This window comes from Photorhabdus sp. RM96S (genome assembly GCF_042879335.1).
GTDB lineage: Bacteria > Pseudomonadota > Gammaproteobacteria > Enterobacterales > Enterobacteriaceae > Photorhabdus > Photorhabdus kayaii.
Genome location: NZ_JBHFKT010000005.1, coordinates 51533 through 76478, shown reverse-complemented (window position 1 = coordinate 76478; position 24946 = coordinate 51533). Strand labels below are relative to the sequence as shown.

Annotated in this window: 24 protein-coding genes and 1 pseudogene; 13 read left to right on the top strand and 12 right to left on the bottom strand. The window is 41.6% G+C overall.

From position 1 onward, the window contains the following. Positions 1-37 precede the first annotated feature (37 nt). The 5 genes from ACGF49_RS04470 to ACGF49_RS04450 all read right to left on the bottom strand — a co-directional run bounded on the left by ACGF49_RS04470 (position 38) and on the right by ACGF49_RS04450 (position 2430). Positions 38-283: a hypothetical protein gene (locus ACGF49_RS04470; protein ID WP_146748031.1), complete on the bottom strand. Its 246-nt coding sequence runs from the start codon at positions 281-283 to the stop codon at positions 38-40. Then, positions 249-485 carry a hypothetical protein gene (locus ACGF49_RS04465; protein ID WP_113040634.1) on the bottom strand — a complete coding sequence of 79 codons (237 nt, stop codon included), beginning with the start codon at positions 483-485 and terminating at the stop codon, positions 249-251. Before ACGF49_RS04465 ends, ACGF49_RS04470 begins: the two co-directional genes overlap by 35 nt. A gap of 526 nt (positions 486-1011) precedes the next feature. Further along, positions 1012-1272, bottom strand: coding sequence for a hypothetical protein (locus ACGF49_RS04460; protein ID WP_191214690.1), 261 nt, complete (start codon positions 1270-1272; stop codon positions 1012-1014). Next, positions 1262-1594: a helix-turn-helix transcriptional regulator gene (locus ACGF49_RS04455; protein WP_113040633.1), complete on the bottom strand. Its 333-nt coding sequence runs from the start codon at positions 1592-1594 to the stop codon at positions 1262-1264. Before ACGF49_RS04455 ends, ACGF49_RS04460 begins: the two co-directional genes overlap by 11 nt. A 491-nt stretch (positions 1595-2085) precedes the next feature. Then, entirely contained in the window at positions 2086-2430 is a 345-nt protein-coding gene (locus tag ACGF49_RS04450; RefSeq protein ID WP_113040632.1) for a RidA family protein, read from the bottom strand. Positions 2431-2530: 100 nt separating this feature from the next. Here ACGF49_RS04450 and ACGF49_RS04445 point away from each other — a divergent pair, with 100 nt between their 5' ends. The 5 genes from ACGF49_RS04445 to rnd all read left to right on the top strand — a co-directional run bounded on the left by ACGF49_RS04445 (position 2531) and on the right by rnd (position 9748). Beyond that, positions 2531-4441 carry an ATP-dependent DNA helicase gene (locus ACGF49_RS04445; protein WP_113040631.1) on the top strand — a complete coding sequence of 637 codons (1911 nt, stop codon included), beginning with the start codon at positions 2531-2533 and terminating at the stop codon, positions 4439-4441. A gap of 193 nt (positions 4442-4634) precedes the next feature. Beyond that, positions 4635-5330 (top strand): tRNA (adenosine(37)-N6)-threonylcarbamoyltransferase complex dimerization subunit type 1 TsaB, encoded by a 696-nt coding sequence (gene tsaB / locus ACGF49_RS04440; protein ID WP_113040630.1) that lies wholly within the window; start codon positions 4635-4637, stop codon positions 5328-5330. Between the two features lie 98 nt (positions 5331-5428). Beyond that, the gene (locus ACGF49_RS04435; protein WP_113040629.1) at positions 5429-6010 is read left to right on the top strand and encodes a Slp family lipoprotein; all 582 of its coding nucleotides are present in this window, start codon (positions 5429-5431) and stop codon (positions 6008-6010) included. 831 nt (positions 6011-6841) lie between these two features. Continuing rightward, positions 6842-8530 carry a long-chain-fatty-acid--CoA ligase FadD gene (gene fadD, locus ACGF49_RS04430; RefSeq protein WP_113040628.1) on the top strand — a complete coding sequence of 563 codons (1689 nt, stop codon included), beginning with the start codon at positions 6842-6844 and terminating at the stop codon, positions 8528-8530. Positions 8531-8620: 90 nt separating this feature from the next. Further along, the gene (gene rnd / locus ACGF49_RS04425; protein ID WP_228900013.1) at positions 8621-9748 is read left to right on the top strand and encodes a ribonuclease D; all 1128 of its coding nucleotides are present in this window, start codon (positions 8621-8623) and stop codon (positions 9746-9748) included. 142 nt (positions 9749-9890) lie between these two features. On the opposite strand, the gene minE is transcribed toward rnd, so the two are convergent. Genes minE through minC form a run of 3 tightly spaced genes read right to left on the bottom strand, consistent with a single transcriptional unit; the run spans position 9891 to position 11683 of the window. Then, on the bottom strand, positions 9891-10160 hold the full coding sequence (gene minE / locus ACGF49_RS04420; protein WP_112876035.1) for a cell division topological specificity factor MinE: 270 nt from the start codon (positions 10158-10160) through the stop codon (positions 9891-9893). Between the two features lie 3 nt (positions 10161-10163). Continuing rightward, positions 10164-10976 carry a septum site-determining protein MinD gene (gene minD, locus ACGF49_RS04415; protein ID WP_113040626.1) on the bottom strand — a complete coding sequence of 271 codons (813 nt, stop codon included), beginning with the start codon at positions 10974-10976 and terminating at the stop codon, positions 10164-10166. Positions 10977-10999: 23 nt separating this feature from the next. Then, positions 11000-11683: a septum site-determining protein MinC gene (gene minC, locus ACGF49_RS04410; protein ID WP_112876033.1), complete on the bottom strand. Its 684-nt coding sequence runs from the start codon at positions 11681-11683 to the stop codon at positions 11000-11002. Positions 11684-11827: 144 nt separating this feature from the next. Between minC and ACGF49_RS04405 the strand changes: the two genes are divergently transcribed. The 4 genes from ACGF49_RS04405 (at position 11828) to ACGF49_RS04390 (ending at position 14104) form a co-directional block, all read left to right on the top strand. Beyond that, a complete protein-coding gene (locus ACGF49_RS04405) occupies positions 11828-12100 on the top strand; it encodes a YcgL domain-containing protein (RefSeq protein WP_387489837.1) in 273 nt (90 codons plus the stop codon). Positions 12101-12161: 61 nt separating this feature from the next. Beyond that, entirely contained in the window at positions 12162-12818 is a 657-nt protein-coding gene (locus ACGF49_RS04400) for a fumarylacetoacetate hydrolase family protein (RefSeq protein WP_113040624.1), read from the top strand. Between the two features lie 23 nt (positions 12819-12841). Further along, positions 12842-13273: a YcgN family cysteine cluster protein gene (locus tag ACGF49_RS04395; protein WP_112876029.1), complete on the top strand. Its 432-nt coding sequence runs from the start codon at positions 12842-12844 to the stop codon at positions 13271-13273. A 189-nt stretch (positions 13274-13462) separates the two neighbouring features. Then, the gene (locus tag ACGF49_RS04390) at positions 13463-14104 is read left to right on the top strand and encodes a hypothetical protein (protein WP_113040623.1); all 642 of its coding nucleotides are present in this window, start codon (positions 13463-13465) and stop codon (positions 14102-14104) included. A 68-nt stretch (positions 14105-14172) separates the two neighbouring features. On the opposite strand, the gene ACGF49_RS04385 is transcribed toward ACGF49_RS04390, so the two are convergent. From ACGF49_RS04385 to ACGF49_RS04375, 3 genes are all read right to left on the bottom strand, one after another. Then, positions 14173-14793, bottom strand: coding sequence for a hypothetical protein (locus ACGF49_RS04385; protein WP_113040622.1), 621 nt, complete (start codon positions 14791-14793; stop codon positions 14173-14175). A 323-nt stretch (positions 14794-15116) separates the two neighbouring features. Beyond that, the gene (gene hslJ / locus ACGF49_RS04380) at positions 15117-15530 is read right to left on the bottom strand and encodes a heat shock protein HslJ (RefSeq protein ID WP_387489833.1); all 414 of its coding nucleotides are present in this window, start codon (positions 15528-15530) and stop codon (positions 15117-15119) included. 21 nt (positions 15531-15551) lie between these two features. Then, positions 15552-16556 (bottom strand): 2-hydroxyacid dehydrogenase, encoded by a 1005-nt coding sequence (locus tag ACGF49_RS04375; RefSeq protein WP_262977729.1) that lies wholly within the window; start codon positions 16554-16556, stop codon positions 15552-15554. Between the two features lie 356 nt (positions 16557-16912). On the opposite strand from ACGF49_RS04375, the gene ACGF49_RS04370 reads away from it, so the two are divergent. From ACGF49_RS04370 to ACGF49_RS04360, 3 genes are read left to right on the top strand one after another with little or no spacing between them, the layout of a single operon-like run. Further along, positions 16913-19540, top strand: coding sequence for a YdbH family protein (locus ACGF49_RS04370; protein WP_387489830.1), 2628 nt, complete (start codon positions 16913-16915; stop codon positions 19538-19540). Beyond that, a complete protein-coding gene (locus ACGF49_RS04365) occupies positions 19537-19734 on the top strand; it encodes a YnbE family lipoprotein (protein ID WP_011146401.1) in 198 nt (65 codons plus the stop codon). Before ACGF49_RS04370 ends, ACGF49_RS04365 begins: the two co-directional genes overlap by 4 nt. 12 nt (positions 19735-19746) lie before the next feature. Then, on the top strand, positions 19747-20073 hold the full coding sequence (locus ACGF49_RS04360) for a YdbL family protein (protein WP_113040619.1): 327 nt from the start codon (positions 19747-19749) through the stop codon (positions 20071-20073). Between the two features lie 78 nt (positions 20074-20151). Here ACGF49_RS04360 and ACGF49_RS04355 read toward each other — a convergent pair whose 3' ends face one another. Further along, positions 20152-20754, bottom strand: coding sequence for an FMN-dependent NADH-azoreductase (locus ACGF49_RS04355; RefSeq protein WP_387489826.1), 603 nt, complete (start codon positions 20752-20754; stop codon positions 20152-20154). Between the two features lie 266 nt (positions 20755-21020). Between ACGF49_RS04355 and hrpA the strand changes: the two are divergent. Further along, a pseudogene (gene hrpA / locus ACGF49_RS04350) lies at positions 21021-24752 on the top strand (ATP-dependent RNA helicase HrpA); the annotation flags it as partial. Positions 24753-24946 lie beyond the last annotated feature (194 nt).

Here is a 24946-nt window from a genome sequence, read left to right as displayed (position 1 = left end):
ATACGTTATTGGCGTTTAGGTTTTTAACTAACGAATTTTATTGTTTATTTCTTATATTATTTGCTGGCATGCAACTAGCAACTATTTTGCATAATAACCAGCAGATACGAATATACCCGTTATCTTTCAAGTTGCCTCTTTGTTGGCTGCACTCACTCACCCCGGTCACATAGTTATCTATGCTCCCGGGGATTTGCTCCCTTGCCATCGCGATCCATCTTGAAATCCATAGGGTATATAAGTGACTTTTAGCAGGTAAAACAGACGTCTGGTTTATGACCATCTTTTACTCGACAACCAGGACACCAAGATTGAACAATATAGCGGCCATCACCCATATCCCTCATACCAAAGTCTTCATAGTGATAAAAAACATGTTGACCCATTGAGGCGGAACAACATGGGCAACTTTTATAGATCTTGCCTTCTACTTCCGCAACAACGGAATCATGAAGGGAATCATGACAACCTGAACAAACATCCATAACATGCTCCATACCAAGTGATAAAAGTTATTGAAGATTAGGCCATGTTTATATTCACTAAACAGTGACCAGACACTGATGTGCTTATTAGAAAGTATGGACGACGCATAAGTATAATTCAACATTGAAAAGGTAAATAAATAGAAAGTCCATTTGGTGAGTTAACTCTGCCAGATGAAATTAATGCGATTTGTGATAAGTAATATTGGAAATTATTTTATTACACTTAGTCATCGAAGGTTTATCTACGAATTAAAAATAGTCTAATTTAAAATTATTCCTAAAATGGGCCATTACTAAAGTAGGTGTTTTGGCCTGTAAGATTGATTTATAATAAGTTTATATATACCCGTCATCTTTCAAGCTGCCTCTTTGTTGGCTGCACTCACTCACCCCGGTCACATCGTTATCTATGCTCCCGGGGATTCGTTCCCTTGCCGCCGCGATGCAACTTGAAATCCATAGGGTATACAGGCTCTTAAAATTCTCAAAAAGCTATAGAAAATGGATTTAAAAATTGTCTATGCTAGAGCAACTTTTTATCTATTTCACTTAATTCAGCTTCTTCACAGATACTGTTCCAATTATCTTGGATTATTGATATTTGTTTATTAAAGATTTCTTTTGCTTTTTTCTCTGAAATATTAAAATTATGCGCAGTTTCCAAACTTTTACCATAGTTAAATAAAATGCGGCCATTAAATTCTTCTAGGCGGCCAGCCACCACTGGCTCAGTTTGTTCTGGTAACCATATCCAGACATAAGCTTCTTTGTTGTTAGAAATCATCGTACACTTCTCTCTCTTTTTCCTGAATACGTTGTGGTAACAAAACTAGCTTATCTCTCGTTTGTTCTATACGTGCTGAGATAGGAAGCTTATCGCTGTCAAACAAGTTGATACCTACAAGGTTAGCTAGCTCAAATGCTAATCCTATAGAGCAACCCATATCTCCGCTTTCAATTTTTTGCAGTGTGGTTCTGGATATACCAGCACGTTCTGCCAAATTCTTTTCTGACCAATGGCGCCGTTTTCTACCTAACTTGATTTGTTCTCCGAGTAACATGACTGCTTCTTTAGAGAATTTTGAATAGGCTCTATGTTTTAACATATTCCCTCCTTATGACCATTATAATGGTCATTAAGGCCATTAATGACCACTATAATAGTCATTATCATGGTTTATCAAAATAAGAATGTCAACATTAGATGATCATTATAATGGTCATCTTATAGTTCAAGGCAAAGGCATAGGAGGAAGGTTAGAAATGTTGGGTATATAATATTCCACTTGGAACAATGGATAATGTAGTTCATGAAAATATCGATTAATATTTTATTTTAAAATGTTATTGCAACTAAATTAACAGGGGAAATCATATCTTACCTATATTAATAACACCTATACCCTATGGATTTCAAGGTGCATCGCGGCGGCAAGGGAACGAATCCCCGGGAGCATAGATAACGATGTGACCGGGGTGAGTGAGTGCAGCCAACAAAGAGGCAACTTGAAAGATAACGGGTATATTGGGATATTCTGAATAACCTCCATATAATTAAAATATAAATGTAGGCGATAGAGAATATCCCAAATTAATATTAAATACCTGCGATAACTTTTATCTCGACTTTGTATTTGGGATTCATTAGCTTAGCTTCAACTGTGCAGCGTACAGGTGCGCTTCCTGCAACAACCCATGCATCCCAGGCGGCATTCATGCCAGCAAACTCTTTTCCATCAGCCAGAAAAATAGTAGCGTCAATAATTTTGCTTTTATCAGAACCGAGACGCTGTAACATGGTATCAATAGCGGCCAACGTATTCGCTGTTTGCTCAGTAATATCACCATCCAGATTTTCCGGTACGGCAGTGTAGTAAATGGTTTTATTGTAAACTACCGCTTCAGACCAGCGATCCTGTGGATAAATACGTTCAATTGTCATGGATACTTCTTCCTGTGAATAACTATCTGCCTGATTTTGGGTGGTGATCAGAACATACTATTGGCATAATCTCCATCCATTCTATTGAAAGAGACGGTTTGTGTCAGACGATTTTGCGAAAAATGGTGCCCTTGCTAAAGCAATAACAGGTTTTAAACCCCGTGATGCTCAAAGAGAAATGGCAGTGGCTATTGAGTGTGCGATTAAAAACCATCAACAATTGGTTGTAGAAGCAGGCACGGGAACAGGTAAGACATTTGCCTATTTAGCACCCGCGTTGCGTTCTGGGCAGAAAGTTATCATTTCCACCGGTTCTAAGGCATTACAGGATCAGCTCTATAATCGTGATTTACCGACAGTCGCTGAAGCAATTAATTTCACCGGTAAATTGGCGTTGTTGAAAGGTCGCGCGAATTATCTGTGCTTGGAACGGTTGGAACAGCACTCTTTTGGGGGCGGGCAATTGGAAGCAGAAATTCTGTCAGATATTGTTCGGCTAAGAGGCTGGTCGTCACAAACTGAAGAGGGTGATGTCAGTACTTGTCACCAAGTGGCGGAAGATAGCCAGGTTTGGCCGTTGGTCACCAGTACGAACGATAACTGCCTTGGCAGTGATTGCCCACGTTATCAGGAATGCTTTGTACTCAAAGCCCGCCGTCGGGCAATGGAGGCAGATGTTATCGTTGTTAACCATCATCTGTTTATGGCGGATATGGTGGTGAAAGAAACGGGATTTGGTGAGTTGATCCCGCAAGCAGAAGTCAAGATATTTGATGAGGCACATCAAGTCCCTGATATTGCTAGTCAATATTTTGGTCAGCAATTAAGTAGCCGCCAACTGATGGATCTCTCAAGAGATATCACTATGGCGTATCGCACGGAAGTTCGAGATCAAGTTCAATTACAAAAGAGCGCAGATCGTCTGAGTCAGAGTACACAAGATTTCCGGCTAGCGTTGGGAGAGAATGGTTATCGGGGTAATTTGCGGGAGTTATTGCAAAATCCGCAAGTCCAGCGAGCATTAGTATTGCTTGATGATGCGCTTGAGCTTTGTTATGACGTGATAAAATTATCTTTAGGGCGTTCAGTCATGTTGGATGCGGCATTTGAAAGGGCAACAATTTATCGTAATCGTCTTAAGCGCTTGAAAGAGGTGACTATTCCCGGTTATAGCTATTGGTTTGAAAGTTATGGTCGTCATTTTCTTTTAGCACTCACACCGCTGTCTGTTGCCGACAAATTTAGTGAGATAATTAATGAGCAATCTGGTTGTTGGGTGTTTACCTCAGCGACACTCTCTGTTAACGAGCAACTTTCCCATTTCACTGAACGACTAGGTTTAAAAGAGGCGAAAACGTTATTACTGCCAAGTCCATTTGATTATCAAAGTCAGACACTACTTTGTGTTCCCCGTCATCTACCATCACCAAATCAGCTTGGTAGTGCAAAATGGTTGGCAGAGATGCTCAAGCCACTCATTGAAGCTAATAAAGGTCGATGTTTCTTTTTATGTACTTCACACCAGATGATGCGAAGTCTGGCTGAATCGTTCCGTGCCAACATGACATTGCCGGTTTTGGTTCAAGGTGAAACCAGCAAAGGTCAGCTACTTTCGCAATTTATTGCCGCCGGCAACGCTTTATTGGTGGCAACCAGCAGTTTTTGGGAAGGTGTCGATGTGCGCGGCGAGGTGCTTTCCTGTGTCATTATCGATAAATTGCCCTTTACGGCACCGGATGATCCACTGCTAAAAGCCCGTATTGAAGATTGCCAACTTAGAGGTGGTGATGCATTTAATGAAGTTCAGTTGCCGGATGCGGTGATTAGTCTGAAACAGGGTGTCGGGCGGCTTATTCGTGATATTGATGATTATGGTGTTGTTGTCATTTGTGATAATCGTTTAGTTATGCGTCCATATGGTGAGGTGTTTTTGAATAGTTTACCACCTTCACCACGAACCCGAGATTTAACGAAAGCGGTCGCTTTCTTGCAAGCCCGGCAATCTGGGTAAAATCGACTGGGTTATGATAAAATAGCACCTTAATTTTGGATTATACCCTATGGATTTCAAGATGCATCGCGACGGCAAGGGAGCGAATCCCCGGGAGCATAGGTAACTATGTGACCGGGGTGAGCGAGTGCCGCCAACAAAGAGGCAACTTGAAAGATGACGGGTATATATTTCTTGCCGAGGTGCTTAAGGCATGCCTGTACGAATTCTGGCTATTGATACTGCAACGGAAGCCTGTTCTGTTGCTCTTTGGAATGATGGTGCCGTTTTGGCACAGTTTGAAATTTCTCCACGTGAACACACGCAACGTATTTTACCTATGGTTCAATCTGTTCTGGCAGAAGCGGGGATGAGTTTACAACAGCTTGACGCTTTAGCTTTTGGCCGTGGACCGGGTAGTTTTACCGGTGTACGTATTGGTGTTGGTATTGCTCAGGGCTTGGCACTGGGGGCTGAACTGCCGGTGATTGGTGTGTCAACGCTCAATGCAATGGCGCAAGGTGTTTTTCGTCTGCTAGGTGCAACTCAGGTATTAACCGCCATTGATGCCCGGATGGGAGAAGTTTACTGGGGGCAATATATCCGTAATCAGCAAGGTGAATGGCAAGGAAGTGAAACAGAAGCAGTGTTGAAACCGGAACAGGTACAGGCATTCATGGCTTCATTAAGTGGCGATTGGGTGGCTGCTGGTACTGGCTGGCAGGCTTATCCTCAGTTGATGACAAGTCATTTGACGCTAACTGATAGTAGTATCACATTACCTCATGCTGAAGATATGTTACCTCTGGCAATACAGATGTGGCAAAACGGTGAGGTGACGGCCGTAGAACATGCTGAACCGGTATACTTGCGTAATGAAGTTACTTGGAAAAAATTACCGGGCCGTTAAGTATCTATTGATGAAACTTGTAGTAAAAGAAAGTATCAAATAATAGACAGAGTTATTTTAAGCATCATGATTGGGACAATTTTCAGGAGAAGGTGGTTATGTTAAGAGTAATAAACTACCGGACGAGTATTAACGCGCTAATCTTATTAGGCGCTGTAATGCTTACAGGCTGTATCACCGTTCCTGATTCAATAAAAGGAACGTCACCAACGCCTGTTCAAGATCTGCTTTCTGTTAAGAGTACGCCTGAGCTGTTTATCGGGCAGGAAGGGCGATTCGGCGGCAAGGTACTTGATGTAGTAAATGAAAATCACCGTACTCGTCTGGAAATATCGTCATTGCCATTAGCATCGGATGCCAGTCCAGAATTAGATGAGCCTTCCCTTGGCCGTATCTATGTTTATGTTAATGATTTCCTTGATCCTGACGATTTTAAAGGAAATTACGTCACTGTCGTAGGTCCGATAGTGGGATTAAAAAAGGGAAAAATTGGTTGTGCGGATTACGCTTATGTTGTGATTAATGCAATGGGTTATCAACGCTGGAAAGTTGTTCAGCGAGTATTAATGCCTTATGGTCCGGGGCCTTGGAATTATTATGGCTATCCATATTATTCAGGTTGGGGATGGAATTGGTATTACCCCGACCCCACACCGGTTGAGACTATTTTGACCAGATAGAGTTATTTCAATCGGGATTGTTGATATACACTTTGTGACATTGTAACTTTCTTTCCAGTTTGAGCCGCCGCAATAATATGTGGCGGTAATTCATCTGTTATTTCCTATCTATACCCGTCATCTTTCAAGTTGCCTCTTTGTTGGCTGCACTCACTCACCCCGGTCACATAGTTCTCTATGCTCCCGGGGATTCGCTCCCTGGCCGTCGCGATGCATCTTGAAATCCATAGGGTATATATTTGGATTGATCGTTAATTTCATCGCAATTCTTGTGCCCAAACCCGCAGTCATCTCTTCTACTAGAATTTTCTGTAGTTCATTAGGAATAGTCAATTTCATACGCGGGTAGGGTTTGATCACCGAGTACTTTTGGTAAGAGTTCTTCTGGAAAAAGGGACACAGCTTGGCGCTCTATGTCGCTGATAGTAGCACTATCTTTATAGGTTGCTCTTCTGACCGTAATGTTATTTATAATAATTTTTTATTACCATTGGTTTTTTAATAATGCATTGGAATAGACGAAAGCAATAAATGCTATTTCAAAAATGCTATCTTAAGCAAAAAATAAGTAGGTCAATGTATAATCAATAGCTACAAAGTTAAATATTAACTTTTGCAATAATATACTGATAAATAAAAATAATTTACAGACAACACAGTTCTCTTTGTTTTTATGTATCAGGATTAACGTGAAATTAGTGATGTGTATCTCAACCTGAACAATGTTTCTTTTTTAAACTGGTACGCTGAGTTAATAATTTGTTAAATCAAAGCGTGCGTTATTTATTAGGCGAGTGATAACATAGCAATTAAAATTTCAGGAGTACTACCTTGGAGAAAGTCTGGCTAAAACATTATCCGGCGGATGTTCCTGCGGAAATTGACCCGGATCGTTATGCATCATTGGTTGAGATGTTTGAAAATGCCGTAGCGCACTATGCGGATCAACCTGCATTTATCAATATGGGTGAGATTATGACCTTTCGTAAGTTGGAAGAGCGTAGTCGGGCATTTGCAGCATATTTGCAAAATGGTTTGGGATTAAGTAAAGGAGATCGCGTTGCGCTGATGATGCCAAACCTGCTGCAATATCCCGTTGCACTGTTTGGTGTTCTACGTGCAGGTATGATTGTCGTAAATGTCAACCCGCTGTATACGCCACGTGAGCTTGAACATCAGCTTAATGACAGCGGCACTTCCGCTATTGTGATCGTCTCCAATTTTGCCCATACATTGGAAAAGATCGTTTTTAATACTAAAGTTAAGCATGTTATTTTGACGCGTATGGGGGACCAACTATCTCGTCCTAAAGGTACGTTGGTTGATTTTGCGGTGAAATATGTTAAACGGCTGGTACCGAAGTATAATCTGCCTGATGCCATTTCATTTCGTTGTGCGATACAGAAAGGTTATCGCATGCAATATGTAAAACCAGAAATTAACGGTAATGATTTGGCTTTTCTGCAATATACTGGTGGCACCACTGGCGTAGCTAAGGGGGCTATGCTGACTCACCGTAATATTTTGGCAAATCTTGAACAGGCAAAAGCGGTTTATTCTCCATTATTACGTGTAGGCCAAGAGCTGATTGTTACGGCGTTGCCTCTTTATCACATATTTGCGTTAATGGTAAATTGCTTGTTACTTATTTACTTGGGTGGGTGCAATCTTCTGATCACTAACCCGCGTGATATTACGGGTACAGCTAAAGAATTAGGTCGTTATCCGTTCACTTCTGTCACCGGGGTAAATACATTGTTCAATGCTTGGTTGAATAATGAAGAATTTAAGAAGCTTGATTTTTCTACACTGCGTCTGGTTGTTGGTGGTGGTATGCCGGTACAGAAAGCGGTTGCTGAGAAATGGGCAAAAGTGACAGGCACCAATCTGCTTGAAGGTTATGGTCTGACAGAATGTTCACCTTTGGTTTCCTGTAATCCTTATAATTCGAAACATTACACTGGCAGTATTGGTTTCCCGGTCTCTTCAACGGAAATCAAACTTATGGGTGATGATGGTAATGAGGTAGAGATGGGCCAGCAGGGAGAATTGTGGATACGTGGCCCACAGGTGATGGTTGGTTATTGGAATCGTCCTGATGCAACAGAAGAAGTGTTGAAAGATGGTTGGGTAGCAACGGGTGATATTGCGAATATTAATGAACAAGGTTTCATTCGTATCGTAGATCGTAAAAAAGATATGATTTTGGTTTCTGGTTTCAATGTGTATCCTAATGAAGTTGAAGATGTTGTATCAGCTCACCCTAAAGTGCTAGAGTCAGCAGCAATAGGGGTATCAAGCGAAAGTTCCGGTGAAACTGTCAAAGTATTTGTGGTTCGGATAGATCCTAGTTTGACCGAGGATGAACTTAAAACCCATTGTCGTCGTTATCTAACAGGGTATAAAGTACCAAAGATCATTGAGTTCCGGGATGAATTACCTAAGTCTAATGTAGGTAAAATTCTTCGTAGGGAACTGCGTGATGAAGAGGAAAAGGTCAGGAATGTAGCTATAGCCTGAGCTCCTCTTCATAATATTGATAAGCACGACAACGCCGGTATTAGCCGGCGTTGTCGTGCTTATTCCATGAATGGCTAAGAGAACTATGTTTTGAATTATCAGTTGATCACCACAGATGCTCAGTTGCAGCAAGTTTGCGAAGGGGCAAAAAAATACTCAAAAGTAGCATTGGATACTGAATTTGTACGCACACGGACGTATTACCCACAATTAGGTTTGATACAACTGTATGATGGCGAACAACTTTCTCTGATTGATCCACTTAATATCACCAACTGGCAACCTTTCCGTGAGTTAATTACTCATCCTCAAATATTGAAGCTGTTACATGCAGGCAGTGAAGATTTGGAAGTTTTTCTGAATGCTTTTCAATGCTTGCCGGAACCGATGATTGACACTCAGGTCTTGGCGGCTTTTATTGGGCACCCGCTTTCATGTGGCTTTGCCGCGCTGGTGGCTGAATATATCCATGTCGAGCTGGATAAAAGCGAATCCCGCACTGATTGGCTTGCCCGTCCGTTAAGTGAAAAACAGTGCGAATATGCAGCCGCGGATGTTTATTATCTGTTGCCTTTAGCGGATATCCTAATGACTGCAACAGAGCAGGCTGGATATATGGAGGCTGCGACGGGTGAGTGTCAACTTATCTGTCGACGCCGTAAAGAGATATTGGCGCCGGAATGTGCTTATAAACAGATAGGCAATATCTGTCAATTACGTCCCCAACAGCTTGCGTGTTTGAAAAAACTGGCCGCATGGCGTTTGAGTCAGGCCAGAGAACGCGATTTAGCCGTGAACTTCGTCATTCGTGAAGAAAACCTATGGCAGGTAGCGCGTTACATGCCAACTTCTTTGGCAGAGTTGGGTGCGTTAGGGCTAAGCGGGCAGGAGATTCGTTGTCATGGTCGTCGCCTATTGGCAATGGTCGCTGAAAGTGGAAATATTCCAGAAAGTGAATGCCCGCCGCCAATGACGAATCTGATTGATCAACCTGGTTATCGTAAAGCATTTAAGGATATTAAAGCGCTGATCCATCAGGTAAGTGAGCAGCATAGATTTAATTCTGAATTATTGGCATCTCGTCGTCAGATTAATCAATTACTCAGTGTTCACTGGAAATTGAAACAATTAAATGGCAAACCTGAACTGCTTAGTGGGTGGCGGGGAGAGTTGCTGGCTGAGCCAGTCTCAGCGATTCTGGCGAACTATCCTGATTAACCCATATCAGAGCCTTAGCCTGACGGCAGTCTAAAGCATGAGAAGGGGTTCCCGGTTAGGGGTTCCCCATCTCAGATTGCCACATAATTCGTTTGTGGTTACTTCGATGGCGGTAGTGATAAAACAGCACTGTTTACCCGCGTTATTTTTGAGGTTCTTCTACCTCAGGTAATGTTATATTCAGCTCCAGGACGGAAATATCATCACCTTTCTGCTCAAATTGTACAGAGAGCATATCTGGATCGACCTGTATATACTTACAGATTACTGCCAAGATATCCCGTTTCATATCAGGCAGATAAGCAGGTTCAGAATCACCGCGGCGACGCTCTGCCACGATGATTTGCAGCCGCTCTTTAGCGATATTGGCTGTCGTTTTTTTTCTCGACAGAAAGAAATCTAGCAAGGCCATGTTTTATCCCCCAAACAGGCGTTTTAAGAAGCCTTTTTTCTCTTCTTCAATGAAGCGGAAAGGACGTTCTTCCCCTAATAAACGTTCAACAGTATCTGTATACGCTTTTCCTGCATCAGATTCTGTATCCAGAATGACTGGTTCCCCTTGGTTAGATGAACGCAGTACAGATTGATCTTCTGGAATAACACCGATTAAAGGAATGCATAAAATTTCCAGAACGTCTTCCATACTCAGCATATCACCACGACTTACACGGCCTGGGTTATAGCGGGTTAATAGCAGATGTTCTTTAATGGGATCTTCACCCCGTTCAGCTCGTCGAGATTTTGAGGCCAGAATACCCAGAATACGGTCTGAATCACGTACGGAAGAGACCTCAGGATTTGTTGTGATAATGGCTTCGTCAGCAAAATAGAGTGCTATCAACGCACCACTTTCAATCCCTGCTGGGGAGTCGCAGATAATAAACTCGAAACCTTGTTTATCCAGATCAACTAAAACTTGCTCAACGCCTTCAATAGTGAGAGCGTCTTTATCGCGGGTTTGTGATGCAGGCAGGATATAAAGATTCTCGGTACGTTTATCTTTAATTAATGCCTGATTAAGCGAGACGTCTCCTTGGATAACGTTCACGAAGTCATAAACTACGCGGCGTTCACATCCCATAATCAGATCGAGGTTACGCAGGCCGATGTCAAAATCGATAACGACGGTCTTTTTACCTCTTTGAGCAAGGCCGGTAGCAATGGCCGCGCTTGAAGTGGTTTTGCCAACGCCACCTTTACCTGATGTAACAACAATAATGCGTGCCATGAAGTGATTCCTTATTAAAAGGGCTAGATTAAAGGTTCAATAGTTAATTCATTATTTACCAGGCTAAGTTTTGCGGCTTTTCCTGCTAATTCAGTTGGGATTTTATCGCCGAGCCAATATTGCCCTGCGATAGAGACAAGTTCAGCGTTTAAATGGGTGCAAAAAACCAGGCACTCCTGATCACCGGATGCACCAGCTAATGCCCGACCACGCATCATACCGTAGATGTGAATATTGCCGTCTGCAATCAATTCGGCACCGGCGCTTACATTACTGGTAACAATAAGATCACTGCCTTGGGCATAAATCCTTTGACCTGAGCGAACAGGTAAATTAATTACACGGGTTTTTTTAATCGCGGGTTCAGCCGGTTTATCTTCCTTTGCCGAGGTTTTTTGTTTTTTTCCTTCACTTAGTAGTGGTAAGGATGCTTTTATTACCGCCCTGCGTTGTTGCTCATCACGACAACCACTTATTCCGACAATACGGAATCCCGCTGAATCAATAGCGTAATGCAGTGCTTTCAGATCAGCGCTTGCCGGCAGAGCGGAGATATTAATGACAACAGGCGCATTTTTCAGGAAATCCGGTGCTTGTTCCACTTTTTCCTGTAGGGCCTGTAGAATGATTTCTGGTTGGTCATTGTGTAAATGAACAACCGAAAGCGTAAAATTACTGCCTTTTAGCTCAATTGGCGACTGTGACATCTATCCTGCCTGACTCAGATTCAGCAAATTTGAGATCCCCCCAGAACATCCCCTGGGATACGATATTTAGAAATACAATAAACATGTTATAATTACTGAATTATTCAAGCAAGTTGTGACCTGAATTTAAAAGAGTTTATTATAATGATTTGTACGATCTACAGCAGTCCGAAAAGGGAGCAAACATATCTTTATTTTGAAAAAAGAGATAATTTCTCTCGCGTTCCCGAAGAGTTACTGAAAAGTTTTGGACAGCCCCAATATACAATGACGATCTCTCTGGCAGACAGAAAAAAACTGGCAGGTGCCGATATCGAAAAGGTAAAAATATCGTTAATTGAGCAGGGTTTTTACCTGCAAATCCCCCCTCCGGTTGAAAATTTAATGAATGCACATCTGAACCAGATGGAAAAATAAGAAGAATCTAAGTGCTATAATTATGGGTATGTTGCCTAATAAACCAGAGTGAGAAACGAATATGTATCAACACAGAGACTGGCAGGGGGCATTACTGGATCTTCCTGTCAATAAAGTGGTTTGCGTTGGTAGTAATTACGCTAAACATATTAAAGAGATGGGATCTCAGCCAGCGGAAGAGCCAGTCATTTTTATTAAGCCGGAAACTGCACTGTGTGATATACATCAGCCAATTGCAATTCCAAAGGATTTTGGTGTTGTTCATCATGAAGTTGAACTGGCTGTACTGATTGGTACGCCGTTGAAACAAGCAAATGAAGAGCGAGTTGGCGCCGCTATCGCGGGTTTTGCTGTTGCATTGGATCTCACCTTGCGTGATTTGCAATCTAAATTCAAGAAAGCGGGTCAACCGTGGGAAAAAAGTAAGGCGTTTGATGGCTCTTGCCCGATATCTGGGTTTATTCGAATAAGTCATTTTGGTGATCCGCGGAATGTCCAGTTTTCACTGACGGTCAATAATGAGCTACGGCAGAACGGTAATAGTAACGATATGTTGACACCCATTGTTTCCCTGATCAGCCATATGTCGCACTTTTTCACTTTGCGGCCGGGAGATGTCATTCTCACTGGTACACCGGAAGGTGTTGGAGCACTGAAACCCGGTGATGTGCTAAAGGTTACTCTGAATGATAATTCACTCACTACCAGGGTGATTTGAATAATATAAGGAATAGTAGAGTTATGTCTCAACCTTTCTGGCAGGTAAAAACCTTAGATCAGATGACGGATGAAGAATGGGAGTCATTATGTGATGGTTGTGGGCAGTGTTGCTTACATAAATTGATGGATGATGATACCGATGAAATTTATTTTACTAATGTTGCTTGCAATCAACTCAATATAAAAACGTGCCAATGCAAAAATTACGAAGATCGTTTCAGATATGAACCGGATTGTATCAAATTAACCCGTCATAATTTGCCGACTTTTGCATGGTTACCAATAACTTGTGCATATCGTTTGCTTGAAGAAGGGAAGCCATTATTACCGTGGCATCCTCTGATTAAAGGTTCTAAATCAGCAATGCATAGCGAAAGAATTTCTGTTAGGCATATCGCTGTACGGGAAATTGATGTTGTGGAATGGGAAGACCATATTATTAATAAACCTTGATAATGATGTAACTAACTATAATTTAATAAATTATTTTCTGTGTTTCCTAAGTTGGGGGCTTGCTCTAGAACTAAGTTAACCAGTAGGCATATCCACCAAAAATGAACTAAAGGTTGATTGTATATAATTGCATCTATACTATTACCATTAGGTAATTGAACCTGTGGTCTATTATAGGAGGCATAAAGTATGCCAATACATGTGGGAAACATAGAAAAGATTACCAATGATTTCATCCAATTGAGTGAGTTAGAGTTCAATCGTGTTCTGTATGATGCTCTTGATTCCTCTGGTACTAATATTGTGCATGATGTGGATGAACTCATTTTTCCACCAGGTTACCGGTTGATCAGGGTTGATAACAGGCTAGATTTGGATGATATAGATGAGCCCTACTTTGAATTAGCGCTACTTAGTGACGAAACAAAAGAAGTCGTTTATTACAACAAAGTTATAATAATAAGTGACTTGGTGCTTAGCTGTCGTCTCGCTTCGCAGATACTTGTGTGGCGAACGAGGAAGCCACAACATAAAGCGGCATTAAGTGATTTGGCCGCTAAAATCTTTTTCCACTATCTGATTAAAACCTATGATGTTGTTGCTTCAAATATGAGTCAAATAATAGAAGGCACCTCTTTTTGGCAAGCCAGAATGTATGAGGCGTTACAGTTTGGGCTTTATGTTTACGGCTATGACGTTATGACTTGTGAATTAAGAAATATTTTAGCTGAAGATGATGTTAGTAAAGAGCAGAGTTGGTTGTGGGGTAATGTGGAATATTATATGGATAGACTGGCAATTATTTCCAGGATCAAACTGCCTAATAAGTAATTAATTTCCCCAGGTTATATCTGAGGTGAATATAATGGTTCGAACTAACTCGAACCATTATCAATTAATTAAAATGCACCGGAAATCCAAACATTAATTTTATCATAGAACGATTTAATTGATTCCCACGCTCTGCTTATCCATTCAGAGAGTTGCCTGGCTGCATCAAGTATAAAATTTGAAAGTCTGCCAAATAAACTGGAGAAGAATGCATTAGTTTTTTCCATAAAACTTTGTATTGCTGCTCTAGAGTTAGGAAATTGTAACCCAAATTGAATGGCTTTATCGTAACTTGTATCAATTTGTCTGTTGTTCTCATCTTTAGTTCTTTGACGAGATTTGTTCATGTTATCGATCCAGTCTTGGTCTGCGTTGTCTGGATCAGCGATAATCGCTTTCTGATATTTCTGTGTGCTATCAGTTACACTTGCCTTAGAAACGTTTGTTGTTGAATTAGCACCAGATTTCACAGAATCTTTCAATTCATCAATAATACCATCTATTTCCTTATTTTCGGTAATATCTATGCTTTCATATTGTTCCCCAAGCATATTTGCATATGCCTGGAGTTCAGGTGTCGATGGCATAAATGGTTCAATTTTAGAATCATTTAACATCCGTTTTGCGTGTTGGCGCATTTCGTTCATGAGGTCGATAAATTGAATATCAGTCAGTGCAATATTGGACATAAATTATTTCCTTTTATTTAGTTAGTAAACTATCTATTAAATGTAAAAAGTGTAAAACTCTTTATTTAAGTTGGAAGGAATAAGTTAAAAATAAGTTATATTATCTATATTTATTTATGTCGATTTTGGTTCTCCTATAATGTTTAAAAGTTTAATATCGGCGGTAAATTTATTGCTTAGATATTATATCTGGAAGTGCCGGAGAATAATTCCCGGCACCTAAAACATAAAACATTTGGATAAGCAGAGTTTAATCTTGAGTCCATTCAAGGAATTTCATTCTGCTAAATGTTTAATGCTAACTTTATAAATGATTTTTTTGATTACTGAACTTTATAAACCAATGTATTGTCGGGGTGAGATAGTGTCAGTTTTTGATCTTTCAACTTCACTTTAACGCCATCTGCTAACACTTGACCAATCAGGTAATCCCATCTATTTAATTTTTCATCAGAGCAAAGCATCTGAGTGCTGGCTAGGTTTTTAACGGTCAGTACACCATTTTTCAGTTTACCTTGACCCATAAAGAGATTACACATGGAACCAGAAATGTGCATTTTTTCCCCGAATTCAATGGTTGGTACGCGACCATCTTGATTTTTCACGCCTTCGCCATTAACGCTCACCAGAATAAATTTGTGACGTTGTAAATCATCAATTGACACGTTTTCTACCGCAGACGCTTGGAATGTGGCTAACAATAAAGTTGCTGTTGCCAAAGGTAGTATTTTTTTCATGTTTATCTCCTATATATTATTTTAAGGGTACTTACTAACAATATTTGGGCAATTTTTCCCATTGATTAATTGCTGGATATTTCTCAGCGTAGTTTCACTGATACTGGTTAAGGCTTCTTCTGTCAGAAATGCCTGATGACCGGTAAACAGCACGTTATGACATGAAGACAAGCGACGAAAAATATCATCCTGAATCACGTCATTAGATTTATCTTCAAAGAAGAGATCGCGTTCATTCTCGTAAACATCCATACCCAGAGCGCCAATTTTTTGTTGTTTTAATGCGCTAATGGCTGCGATGGAATCAATTAGAGCCCCTCGGCTGGTATTGATGATCATTACGCCGTTTTTCATTTTGCTGAAAGCAACGTCATTCAGCAGATGATGGTTTTCTGGTGTTAACGGGCAATGAAGCGATATGACGTCGGATTGTGCATACAGCGTATCCAGATCGACATATTGAGCACCGAGATTCAAAACAGCTTGATTGGGGTAGGGATCATGAGCTAGCAAACGCATACCAAATCCATTAAGAATACGTAGAGTTGCAATACCAATCTTGCCGGTTCCGATAATTCCCGCTGTGCGGCTGTGCATATTGAAGCCAATTAAGCCTTCAAGAGAGAAATTGGCGTCACGGGTGCGTTGGTAAGCTCGGTGGATACGGCGGTTTAAGCACAACATTAATCCGACGGTATGTTCAGCAACAGCTTCAGGGGAATAGGCTGGAACCCGTACAACTTGAATACCCAATTCTTCAGCTGCATCTAGATCGACATTATTAAAACCTGCGCAACGTAATGCGAGGATTTTTATATTCATTTCAGCCAATTCTTCGAGTACTTTACGGTCAGCATTATCGTTGACGAAAATACAAACAGCATCTGCACCAATAGCGTTTTTGGCAGTTTTTGAACTAAGAGGGAAATCGAAAAACTCGAAATTATAACCAAATCCGAATTTTTTATTGACCTGCTCCAGATGTTTATGGTCATACTGTTTGGTACTGTAAACGACTAATTTCATGGAATTATCTCCGCTATAATTTAAGTAGCTAATACATTGTTTTGGGCTTAAATTATTGCTGACGTAAAGGGTTAAATAAACAATAAATTAATTAACTCTATAAGTGTATTGCTTGTTGTTCCCCTATATGTTCAACATAATTTTCTTAATAATCAATGTCTTAGTTTAAGGTTTGTCTGCTAAATTATGGAATAACAATATACCCTATGGATTTCAAGATGGATCGCGACGGCAAGGGAGAGAATCCCCAGGAGCATAGGTAACTATGTGACCGAGTGCAGCCAACAAAGAGGCAACCTGAAAGATAACGGGTATAGAAGTAACCGATCTAAGGCTTAATAAGGAGAGGCAAGGATTTGATAACCAAAGGATTAAAAATATTCATTACCATACCTATTCTGTTGGTATTACTGATGGCGGCGGGATGGTTTTCGATTCCTCATTGGTTACCTAAGGTTACCGGTCACTGGTTACCTCCAGGTATGACGGTTTCATTGAAACAACCAGAATGGAAAAATGGAGTTTTGCAACTGGCTGATATTTCATTGCAGGTGAAGGATTGCAGGCTTATTCGTGTATCGCGATTATCTGTTAGTTACCCATATTCAGAGATAGATAACAGTTATCATTGGCAATTAAATGCCGCAGATATTAGTGGGGATATCAATTGTCTAAATCAGTTACCTGAATCTACACAAGGTCTTGTTCCATTGTCTGTTGCTGATATTTTAGCTCATATTCCACAAGGAAGTTTGTCCGTGGAAAATCTTTCTTTTCATCCTTGGCAAGATTTTGCTGGAAGACTAAAATTCAATTCCTCTTCTCAGGGGCAAAAACTAAGTTATCAGGGGAAGAAGGTTAAATTGTCAGCGCATATTTATGGTAAGGAATCGCTAGTTATTGACCAACTGGCAATTAAATTACCAGAACAGGAAATCAGCCTTAATGGTGAAATGACTTTACCTCTTAATATGGATAAACTCCCTCCTCATGGTGAAGTAAAAGGTAAAATTATTGCCAAGCAATATGCGCATCCGCTAAATATCAAGTTAGGTTGGCGAGGGAAATCCGGCAAACTTATTATCAGAGAAGAGGGGGCGACACTATCTTTGGCTGAATTACCTTGGCAGTTTAACCAAGAACAGCTTGATATTACTGATGGTAAATGGCGGTGGACTGGGGCGGGGCAACTTCTTGCGGGTGGCGTGAATATTAAGATTGCTCATTGGCAACAAGGGTTGGATAACCTGCTAATTAGTGGCCGTATAAATTTGGTCACTCAGGGTGAACGTGGTAAAGCGAATATTGTATTAACGATAAAACCGGGCCGGATAAACTCATTAAATACGCAACTTCCTTTTCAATTAACAGGTCAGATTAATGTGCAGGATATGATTATGGCTATGTCATTGCCTGCGATAATTAATGGTCCGTTGGTTAATCCGAAAATGACTTTCCAGTCAGGTTCGTTGTTTCGTGCTTGGGGGCGTTTGTCTGATGAGTTTATTGTTAAAGATGCCCGGTCACCGTTGGCGGGAACTTATCTGACACGTGAAGGTTTTACTGGTCGGTTACAGGCAATTGTAAATACACAACACCGTGACTGGGGAAAATTCCATTTGCATCTTGATGGTCATGCCGAAAATTTTATGCCGGATAAAGGCTATTGGCGTTGGAATTATTGGGGAAATGGCGATTTGCCGTCACTACAGGCTAAATGGGATATTGCCGGAAAAGGGCGCTGGCATGATACATTGATTAGCGTCAACGAAATGGCTACCGGCTTTAATGTGATTAAGCACGGCATGATCCGGGTGGATACGCCGCGTCTACAATTAACAAAACCATTGGAATGGCAACGTTCAGAGAAATCGCCCGCCTTTAATGGTGAGTTACGGCTGACAGCGAAGAAAACATCGTTTCAGTCCGGTGGCTTTTTGCCCCCTGCTGAGCTGACAGCAAAATTGACAGGAGAAAGCCCGAACAATTTTATTGTTAATGGTGATCTTTCGTCAAGAAATATGGGTCCGATCCCTTTTTACAGTCGTTGGGATGGAGCAAGATTGCGTGGTGAAGCGCGTTGGCCTACTCAATCTTTACTCGCATTTCAGCCGTTGGTACCTAAAGATTTAGGGATAAACTTACGATCAGGTGATCTTTATGCACAGGCCGCTTTTTCTGTCACACAGGGGCAAGGTTTTGTTGCGGGTGGTCACTGGGTGGTAAAAAATGGCAGCATGTGGCTTAAAGATGGTGAAATCAGTGGGCTTGATTTTGTCTTACCGTGGCGACTGAGAGATAGTATCTGGCAATTTGGTGTTAAATCGCCGGTACAGCTACGAGTGAAAACGATTAATAACCTGTTTGTAATGCGTAACTTGACGGCGGATTTACAGGGATTTTATCCACCATCGGAACAAAAACCGCTGGAATTGACTAATGTGAATATAAGTATATTGGATGGACATATTAACCTAGATAAATTAAGGCTTCCTCAGCAGCATCCTGCTATTTTGACGCTTGATAAATTGGAGTTAAGTCGCCTTTTTACTGTATTGAAAGTTAAACAATTTGCGATGTCCGGCAAAATCAGCGGAAAATTGCCGTTGTTTATTAATAATGAACGTTGGATAGTTCAGCAAGGGCGGATTGCCAATATCGACCATATGACCTTACGTCTGGATAAAGACACGATAGATTCCATTAACAAAGATAATATTTCCGCTGGCGCCGCTATGGATTGGTTACGCTATTTAGAAATCAGTCTCTTACGGGCGCAAGTCAGTCTTGATAATTTAGGGGTTCTGACACTTAATGCTGAAATTCAAGGTGTTAATTCATTAAGAGATAAAAAACGGCAAGTCAAACTGAATTACCATCATGGAGAGAATATCTTTCACTTATGGCGTAGTTTACGGTTTGGCAACAATCTTGAAGATTGGCTACAGCAGAATATATCTGTATTAAATGGGAGTGATAAATGACAAAACAAACTGGAATGAAGCTGTTCTTACTATCAATGGGGCCTTTAATGCTGTCAGGTTGTATACGCCTTGAAGTGGCAACACCGGAGAAGCCCATTAATATTAATATGAATGTCAAAATTGAGCATGAAATTCAGATAAAAGTAGACAGGCAAGTTGAAGAGATGCTTAAGAATAACACGGGTTTATTCTAGGGGGTTGGCATTATGAAGAGAACAGGTACGGGGATATTGTTATTGGCTGGTGTATTGTTCAGCTCTTCCGTTGTAGGAATGACCCTGAATGAGGCAAAGCAGAAAGGGTTGGTCGGTGAAACTTTCAGTGGTTATCTGGCTATAGTGAAAACAGATAGTCAGGCACAAGCTTTGGTGGCAGAAATTAATCAAGCCCGTGAGAAAAAATACGCAGAAATAGCGGCTGGCAATAATATTTCTACAAAGCAAGTGGCTAAACTTACTGGCGAAAAATTGGTGAACAGAGCTGAACCTGGTGAGTATGTGCTTGGTATTAATGGTAAGTGGTTGAAGAAATAAAAGCGCGTCGAATGACGCGCAAAAGACAACAATATAAAAATATAGGCAATGTATGAATTAGGAACAAAAACGTGGCTATCAGGAAGCTATTGCTTGCAAAACTTCACGGGCGGTTTGTTGCGCTTGATTTACGGCATCAGGGCCTAATGCTACACCTTCGGTAAATACGAACTCTATATCAGTGAGCCCAATGAAACTTAGGAACAGACGCAGATAAGGCACTAACAGATCACTGGGGCCGTCTTTATGGATGCCGCCACGGCTGGTCAGGATGATGACTCGTTTGCCTTTTAGCAGACCTTCAGGGCCATTCTCGGTATAACGGAAAGTCACGCCAGCACGGGCTATCATATCAAAATAGCTTTTCAGTTGGGTTGGAATGTGGAAGTTGTACATAGGCGCAGTGATAACAATAACGTCATTATCCTGCAATTCCGCAATAAGTTCGTCAGATAATGCTAACGTCTCTTTTTGGCGAGCGGTCATTTCATTGCCACTCGGACGCAATGCATAAACCCGTTCATTATCCAGAGCAGGAATGGGTTGTGCAGTCAGATCGCGTACTGTAATGCTGTCATCAGTATGATTGGCTTGCCACTTTTCAATGAAGAAATCGGCCATTTGGTTAGTATGTGAATGCTGCGCCATAATGCTGGATTTAAGAACCAGAACTTTACTCATGTTTATTCCTTAAAATTAACCTTTGATAGTTCACTTGTTAATCACGATATAGTTATTTTATGAGTTATTGACTTATGGTAACAGATCAATATTTAGAGAATAAAATTCAAATTTATTGAAAGACTTTTATCCACGTTGATATAACGTGGTGGAAATACTAGCTGAAATTATTGCCAATAAATAGGATGTGTTACTATATCGCCAATAAAAACTGGCTAATTAGCAAAGTAAGAAGTTACAAGGATCAATATAAGGTGAAAGAGTCTCAGAAAATCATTAACCGTCAGGCTGCTTGTCCAACGATCAAATATCCGGAAAACTTGCCCGTCAGCCAGAAGAAAGATGATATCTACAAAGCTATTCGTGACCATCAAGTTGTCATTATTGCCGGTGAAACCGGTTCGGGTAAAACAACACAGATCCCGAAAATTTGTCTTGAACTAGGTCGGGGAATAAAAGGACTTATCGGTCATACTCAACCCCGTCGATTGGCTGCTCGTGCGGTTGCCAATCGTCTGGCGGAAGAATTGGAAACCTCAGTGGGTTCTGCTGTTGGTTATAAAGTCCGTTTTAGTGATCATGTGGGCGATAACACGTTAGTTAAACTGATGACCGATGGTATTTTGCTGGCGGAACTGCAAAATGACAGGCTACTTAAACAGTATGACACGCTCATTATCGATGAGGCGCATGAACGCAGTCTGAATATTGATTTTATTCTGGGTTATTTGCGCCAATTACTGCCAAAACGTCCCGATTTGAAAGTGATCATTACCTCCGCGACTATCGATCCTGAGCGCTTTTCTCGCCATTTTAATCATGCGCCAATTATCGAAGTTTCTGGTCGAACCTATCCGGTAGAAGTGCGTTATCGTCCTGTCATGGGGGAAGATAATGATGGAGAGCGGGATCAGCTTGAGGCAATTATTGATGCTGTTGATGAACTCAACCGTGAAGGGCCTGGAGATATCCTGATCTTTATGAGTGGAGAGAGGGAGATTCGTGATACAGCAGATGCGCTGAATAAACAGAATCTGCGTCATACCGACGTATTGCCATTATTTGCGCGTCTTTCTAACAGTGATCAGAATCGAATTTTCCAATCACATACGGGGCGGAGAATTGTGCTGGCAACTAACGTGGCAGAAACCTCGTTGACGGTACCGGGAATTAAATATGTGATTGATACCGGGTATGCACGTATCAGCCGTTACAGTTATCGTACGAAAGTACAGAGATTGCCGATTGAACCTATATCACAGGCGTCGGCTAATCAGCGGAAAGGGCGTTGCGGACGTGTATCTGACGGGATCTGTATCCGGCTGTATTCAGAAGACGATTTCCTTTCTCGGCCAGAGTTTACTGATCCAGAAATCCTGCGTACTAACCTGGCATCGGTCATTCTGCAAATGACGGCAATTGGTCTTGGGGATGTCAGTGCATTTCCATTTGTGCAACCGCCTGATAAACGTAATATTCAGGATGGTGTTCGGCTTCTGGAGGAGCTTGGAGCTATTGACCAGAACACAACGGCTAAGAGTAATTACTGTCTTACATCAATAGGGCGACAGCTTGCTCAGCTCCCGGTTGATCCTCGGTTGGCGCGTATGGTATTGGAAGCTCGTCATCATGGTTGTGTACGTGAAGTGATGGTGATCACTTCTGCGCTATCTATTCAGGACCCAAGAGAGAGGCCACTGGAGAAACAGCAGGCTTCTGATGAGAAACACCGTCGATTTGCTGATAAAGACTCCGATTTTATTGCATTTCTGAAATTATGGGATTTTTTGAAAGAGCAGCAAAAGGCACTCTCCTCTTCGCAATTTCGCAAACTTTGCCGTCAAGATTATCTTAACTACCTGAGAGTCAGAGAGTGGCAGGATATCTATGCCCAGTTACGACAAGTTGTGAAAGAAATTGGTCTGTCGGTAAATAGTCAGGATGCAGATTACCGTGGTATTCATACTGCGTTACTTTCTGGGCTGTTATCTCATATCGGCCAAAAAGATACAGATAAACAGGAATATACCGGTGCGCGTAATGCCCGTTTTGCTATTTTTCCTGGTTCTGGTTTATTCAAGAAGCCGCCTAAATGGTCAATGGCGGCGGAATTGGTTGAAACCAGTCGCTTGTGGGGGCGGATTGTTGCGCGGATCGAACCTGAATGGGTTGAAGCGTTAGCCGGGCATCTGGTGAAATATCAATATAGCGAGCCGCACTGGCAAAAATCTCAGGGTGCGGTAATGGCTAGAGAAAAAGTCACTTTATATGGTTTGCCAATTGTGGCTAGTCGTCTGGTTAATTACAGCAAAATTGACCCAATGCTCTGCCGTGAGTTGTTTATCCGCTATGCGCTGGTGGAAGGCGATTGGCAAACTCGACATGCATTTTTCCGAGCGAATCTGAAATTACGTGAGGAAATTGAGGAGCTGGAACATAAATCCCGTCGTCGCGACATTTTGGTGGATGATGAAACCTTGTTTAGTTTCTATGATCAACGGATACCTCAGAGTGTGGTTTCTGCTCGCCATTTTGATCGCTGGTGGCTGAAGACAGGTAAAGAGCAACCGGACTTGCTTAATTTTGAAAAAAATATGTTGATCAAAGGCGATGCCGATAAAATCAGTGCGCTGGATTACCCTAATTACTGGTATCAGGGGGCATTGAAATTACGGCTTAGTTACCAGTTTGAACCGGGTACGCAAGCTGATGGTGTGACAGTTCATATTCCGCTGCCGGTGTTGAATCAGGTTAAGGATGAAGGGTTTGATTGGCAGATCCCCGGTATTCGTTATGATCTGGTTGTTGCGCTGATTAAATCATTGCCGAAACCGGTTCGTCGTAATTTTGTCCCTGCGCCAAACTATGCTCAGGCATTTATGGAGCGGGTACCTCAACCACAATCGACCTTGTTAGATAGCTTTGAGAAAGAGTTACGGCGGATGACTGGTGTTACGGTGTCACGTGATGATTGGCAGTTAGAGCAAGTCCCAGAGCATCTCAAAATGACATTCCGAGTGGTAGGAGAGAAGAACCGGACTATCGCTGAAAGTAAAGATTTATCTGCGCTGAAATTACGCTTGAAAGAGAAAGTTCAGGAAACACTTTCCGCTGTTGCTGATGATGGGATTGAACAGAGTGGGCTGCATATTTGGAGTTTCGGTGAATTACCGGGACGGTATGAGCAGAAACGTGGTGGTTACTCTGTTAAAGCATTTCCAGCGCTGGTGGATGAAAAAGAGAGTATCGGTATCAAATTGTTTGAAACCGAACCGGAGCAACAAATTGCCATGTGGGAAGGTACCCGTCGTCTGTTGTTACTCAATATTCCTTCACCAATTAAATACTTACATGAGAAATTGCCGAATAAATCCAAATTGGGACTCTATTTTAACCCTTATGGCAAGGTATTGGATTTGATTGACGATTGTATCGCCTGTGGTGTGGATAAATTGATGGCAGGGAATGGTGGGCCGGCTTGGAATGAACAGCATTTTATTCAGCTACAGGACAAGGTTCGGGCTGAGTTGAATGATACTGTTGTGGAAATAGCCAAGCAGGTGGAACAGATACTCACCACTATTTTTGCTATCAATAAACGTCTCAAGGGGAGAGTGGATATTTCATTTGCCTTGGCATTATCGGATATCAAAGAGCAGCTTTCTGGTCTGGTTTTCAAAGGATTTGTCACCACTAATGGTTGGAAACGCTTGCCGGATGTCCTGCGTTATCTGCAAGGTATTGAGCGCCGTCTTGAAAAATTGGCAATTGATCCGCATAGAGATAGAGCACAAATGGGGCGTGTCGAAAATGTTCAGCAACAGTGGCAGCAATGGCTGGCGAAATTATCACTGCAACAGAAACAGTTACCTGAGGTGCAAGAGATTCGTTGGATGATTGAAGAACTGAGGATCAGCTTGTTTGCTCAACAACTGGGTACGCCATATCCAGTTTCTGATAAACGAATCTTGCAAACAATGGAGCAAATTGCCTCCTGATCAAAGAGGACGGTCATATTCTAAACTGCGTCCAAAATTTTACATTTGTGATGCAGTTTTTTATAGATCAGCAAAGCCACCTATTCTAAAGGTGGCTTTTTATTTAGATAGACTATACCCGTCATCTTTCAAGTTGCCTCTTTGTTGGCTGCACTCACTCACCCCGGTCACATCGTTATCTATGCTCCCGGGGA

Coding starts and splice junctions, on each gene's coding strand:
- ACGF49_RS04375 (WP_262977729.1), bottom strand. CDS start 16,556: ATGAAATTAGTCGTTTACAGTACCAAACAGTATGACCATAAACATCTG.
- ACGF49_RS04460 (WP_191214690.1), bottom strand. CDS start 1,272: ATGATTTCTAACAACAAAGAAGCTTATGTCTGGATATGGTTACCAGAA.
- ACGF49_RS04390 (WP_113040623.1), top strand. CDS start 13,463: ATGCCAATACATGTGGGAAACATAGAAAAGATTACCAATGATTTCATC.
- minC (WP_112876033.1), bottom strand. CDS start 11,683: ATGTCACAGTCGCCAATTGAGCTAAAAGGCAGTAATTTTACGCTTTCG.
- minD (WP_113040626.1), bottom strand. CDS start 10,976: ATGGCACGCATTATTGTTGTTACATCAGGTAAAGGTGGCGTTGGCAAA.
- ACGF49_RS04355 (WP_387489826.1), bottom strand. CDS start 20,754: ATGAGTAAAGTTCTGGTTCTTAAATCCAGCATTATGGCGCAGCATTCA.
- tsaB (WP_113040630.1), top strand. CDS start 4,635: ATGCCTGTACGAATTCTGGCTATTGATACTGCAACGGAAGCCTGTTCT.
- ACGF49_RS04465 (WP_113040634.1), bottom strand. CDS start 485: ATGGATGTTTGTTCAGGTTGTCATGATTCCCTTCATGATTCCGTTGTT.
- ACGF49_RS04360 (WP_113040619.1), top strand. CDS start 19,747: ATGAAGAGAACAGGTACGGGGATATTGTTATTGGCTGGTGTATTGTTC.
- ACGF49_RS04400 (WP_113040624.1), top strand. CDS start 12,162: ATGTATCAACACAGAGACTGGCAGGGGGCATTACTGGATCTTCCTGTC.
- ACGF49_RS04435 (WP_113040629.1), top strand. CDS start 5,429: ATGTTAAGAGTAATAAACTACCGGACGAGTATTAACGCGCTAATCTTA.
- ACGF49_RS04395 (WP_112876029.1), top strand. CDS start 12,842: ATGTCTCAACCTTTCTGGCAGGTAAAAACCTTAGATCAGATGACGGAT.
- ACGF49_RS04385 (WP_113040622.1), bottom strand. CDS start 14,793: ATGTCCAATATTGCACTGACTGATATTCAATTTATCGACCTCATGAAC.
- ACGF49_RS04455 (WP_113040633.1), bottom strand. CDS start 1,594: ATGTTAAAACATAGAGCCTATTCAAAATTCTCTAAAGAAGCAGTCATG.
- hslJ (WP_387489833.1), bottom strand. CDS start 15,530: ATGAAAAAAATACTACCTTTGGCAACAGCAACTTTATTGTTAGCCACA.
- minE (WP_112876035.1), bottom strand. CDS start 10,160: ATGGCCTTGCTAGATTTCTTTCTGTCGAGAAAAAAAACGACAGCCAAT.
- ACGF49_RS04405 (WP_387489837.1), top strand. CDS start 11,828: ATGATTTGTACGATCTACAGCAGTCCGAAAAGGGAGCAAACATATCTT.
- ACGF49_RS04365 (WP_011146401.1), top strand. CDS start 19,537: ATGACAAAACAAACTGGAATGAAGCTGTTCTTACTATCAATGGGGCCT.
- ACGF49_RS04470 (WP_146748031.1), bottom strand. CDS start 283: ATGGTCATAAACCAGACGTCTGTTTTACCTGCTAAAAGTCACTTATAT.
- ACGF49_RS04450 (WP_113040632.1), bottom strand. CDS start 2,430: ATGACAATTGAACGTATTTATCCACAGGATCGCTGGTCTGAAGCGGTA.